Below are 2,528 nucleotides of genomic sequence, written 5' to 3' on the forward strand. Positions count from 1 at the left end.
CCCGCCGTCGGTGCTCGCGGTGCCGCCCAGCCCGACCACGATCCGCGTCGCCCCGGCGTCCAGCGCGGCCGCGAGAAGCTGGCCGACTCCGCGGCTGTGGGCCGACCACGCCGTCTGCGCTGTCGGCGGGCCGCCAAGCAGAGCTAAACCACACGCCTGCGCGCTTTCCAGGTATGCGGTCGCCGAACCGGCATCGAACACCCAGTCGGCGTCGACGTCGACGTCCAGCGGGCCGCAGACCCGCACTCGGCGCAACTCCCCCACCCGGCCCGCCAGCACCGCCACAAAGCCCGGGCCGCCGTCGGACTGCGGTGCGATGGTGAGGTGGTCGGCGGGACGGACCCTGCTCCAGCCGGTGGCGATGGCAGCAGCAGCCTGCACGGCGGTCAGGGTGTCGCCGAATGAGTCCGTGGCGATCAGCAGCCGCAGAGGCGGCACCTCGGCTTCTGTAGGCGGGCTGCCCCGCACGTCGGCCCCGAAGCCACTCATTGAGCAAGCGTATGGCCGGGCGTGCGACCGTGCATGACGGTGCCGATGTCAGCGGGGCAGCCCAGGAAGTAACCTGGCCACTGTGAAGCTGTTGGGCCGCAAGAAAGACAGCGACGATGCTTCGGTGGACGTCGAATCGGCGCTGGTAAGCGATGTCGCTGGGGCCGCGCCCGGCCGGTCCCGGACCACCGCGCCCAAGGGACGGCCCACACCCAAGCGCGACACCGCCAGGCGCCGAGGCCCGGTCGCACCGGCCCCGATGACCGCCGCGGAGGCCAGGGCCCGGCGAAAGGCGATGGCCAAGGCCAAGCTCAGCCGCGAGGAACGACGGGCCGACAAGGCCGCACGGCGGGCTGCGATGACCGAGCGACGAGAGCGGATGATGGCCGGCGAAGAGGGCTACTTGCTGCCCCGTGACCGCGGACCGGTCCGCCGGTTCGTCCGCGACATAGTGGACGCGCGCCGCAATGCGCTCGGCTTGTTCATGCCGGCCACCCTGGGCCTGCTGTTCCTCATGTTCGCCGTGCCCCAGCTGAAGATGTACATGTCGCCGGCGATGATGGTCCTGATCGTTGTGATGGCGGCCGACGGGATTCTCTTGGGCCGCAAAGTCACCAACCGAGTCGACGAGAAGTTCCCGGGTAACACCGAAAGCCGCTGGAAGCTGGGCTGGTACGCATTCGGCCGCGCCTCGCAGCTGCGCCGCATGCGGGCCCCCCGGCCTCAGGTCAACCGCGGCAGTCGTGTTGATTAACTGTCGCCGGAAAGATCCCTGACCTACAGTGCGGACGCTGGTGCTCGGGGGGATCAGATCGGGTAAGTCCCGGTGGGCAGAGGCGGCCATCGCCGAGTCCGTTCCACGGGATCAACCGGTGTGCTACGTCGCTACCGGCTCAGCCGTCGACAGCGACGAAGACTGGTCGCGCCGGGTCGCCGAGCACCGCCGCCGTCGGCCCGGCCACTGGTCGACGGTCGAAACCGACGACATCGCTACACATTTGCGGCAGTCACCGGACACTCCGACGCTGGTCGACGACATCGGCGGCTGGCTGGCCGCCACACTGTATCGCGAGCACGCCTGGGACGCCGGATCGGTGGCGGTCGACGTCGAAGAGGTGATCGCCGCGGTGCGCGCGTTTCACGGGCCACTGGTCTTGGTCAGCCCGGAGGTCGGGTTGTCCGTCGTGCCGGCCACCGCGTCGGGCCGTCGCTTCGCCGACGAGCTGGGCGCGCTCAACCAGCGGTTGGCCGCATTGTGCGAGCGGGTGGTGTTAGTGGTGGCCGGGCAGCCGGTGCCAATCAAGGTGGCGACGCGATGACCTTCCCTGCTGTCCCGCCCCTGGACGCCGCAGCCGCCGCTGCCTCCCGCACCCGCCAGGACACGCTGACCAAGCCGCCGGGCTCGCTGGGCCGTCTGGAAGATCTGTCGGTGTGGGTAGCGTCCTGCCAAGGCATCTGCCCGCCAAGGCAATTCCAGCGAGCACGAGTCGTAGTGTTCGCCGGCGACCACGGCGTGGCAGGGTCTGGGGTATCGGCCTACCCGCCGCAGGTGACCGCCCAGATGGTGGCCAACATCGATGCAGGCGGGGCGGCGATCAACGCGGTGGCCGAGGTTGCCGGCGCGACTGTGCGAGTCGCTGACCTGGCTGTCGACGCTGACGCGCTCTCGGAGCGGATCGGCGCATACAAGGTGCGGCGCTGCAGCGGCAATATCGCGGTGCAGGACGCGCTGACCGACGACGAGACCGCTGCCGCAATCGAAGCCGGCCGCCGGATCGCCGACGAGGAGGTCGACGCCGGCGCCGACCTGCTGATCGCCGGCGACATGGGTATCGGAAACAGCACGCCGGCAACGGTTTTAGTGGCAGCGTTGACTGGCGCCGAGCCGGTTGCGGTGGTCGGCTACGGGACGGGGATCGACGACGCCGGCTGGGCGCGCAAGACAGTCGCGGTGCGCGACGCCCTATTTCGGGCTCGGTCGGTGCTCGCCGATCCGGTCGGGCTGCTGCGGTGTTGCGGTGGGGCGGATCTCGCGGCGA

Annotated in this window: 4 protein-coding genes; 3 read left to right on the top strand and 1 reads right to left on the bottom strand. The window is 70.2% G+C overall.

The window, feature by feature from the left end; all coding sequences use genetic code 11:
- Positions 1 to 429 (bottom strand): glycerate kinase (locus ACFE99_RS24855; RefSeq protein WP_375489509.1); only part of this gene is annotated, 429 nt, incomplete at its 3' end.
- Between the two features lie 142 nt (positions 430 to 571).
- Here ACFE99_RS24855 and ACFE99_RS24860 point away from each other — a divergent pair.
- From ACFE99_RS24860 to ACFE99_RS24870, 3 genes are all read left to right on the top strand, one after another.
- Entirely contained in the window at positions 572 to 1,243 is a 672-nt protein-coding gene (locus ACFE99_RS24860; RefSeq protein ID WP_375489503.1) for a DUF3043 domain-containing protein, read from the top strand.
- Between the two features lie 28 nt (positions 1,244 to 1,271).
- Positions 1,272 to 1,808 carry a bifunctional adenosylcobinamide kinase/adenosylcobinamide-phosphate guanylyltransferase gene (locus tag ACFE99_RS24865; protein WP_375489505.1) on the top strand — a complete coding sequence of 179 codons (537 nt, stop codon included), beginning with the start codon at positions 1,272 to 1,274 and terminating at the stop codon, positions 1,806 to 1,808.
- Positions 1,805 to 2,528 (top strand): nicotinate-nucleotide--dimethylbenzimidazole phosphoribosyltransferase (locus ACFE99_RS24870; RefSeq protein ID WP_375489507.1); only part of this gene is annotated, 724 nt, incomplete at its 3' end. The genes ACFE99_RS24865 and ACFE99_RS24870, both read left to right, overlap by 4 nt.

The organism is uncultured Mycobacterium sp. (genome assembly GCF_964249325.1).
Lineage (GTDB): Bacteria > Actinomycetota > Actinomycetes > Mycobacteriales > Mycobacteriaceae > Mycobacterium.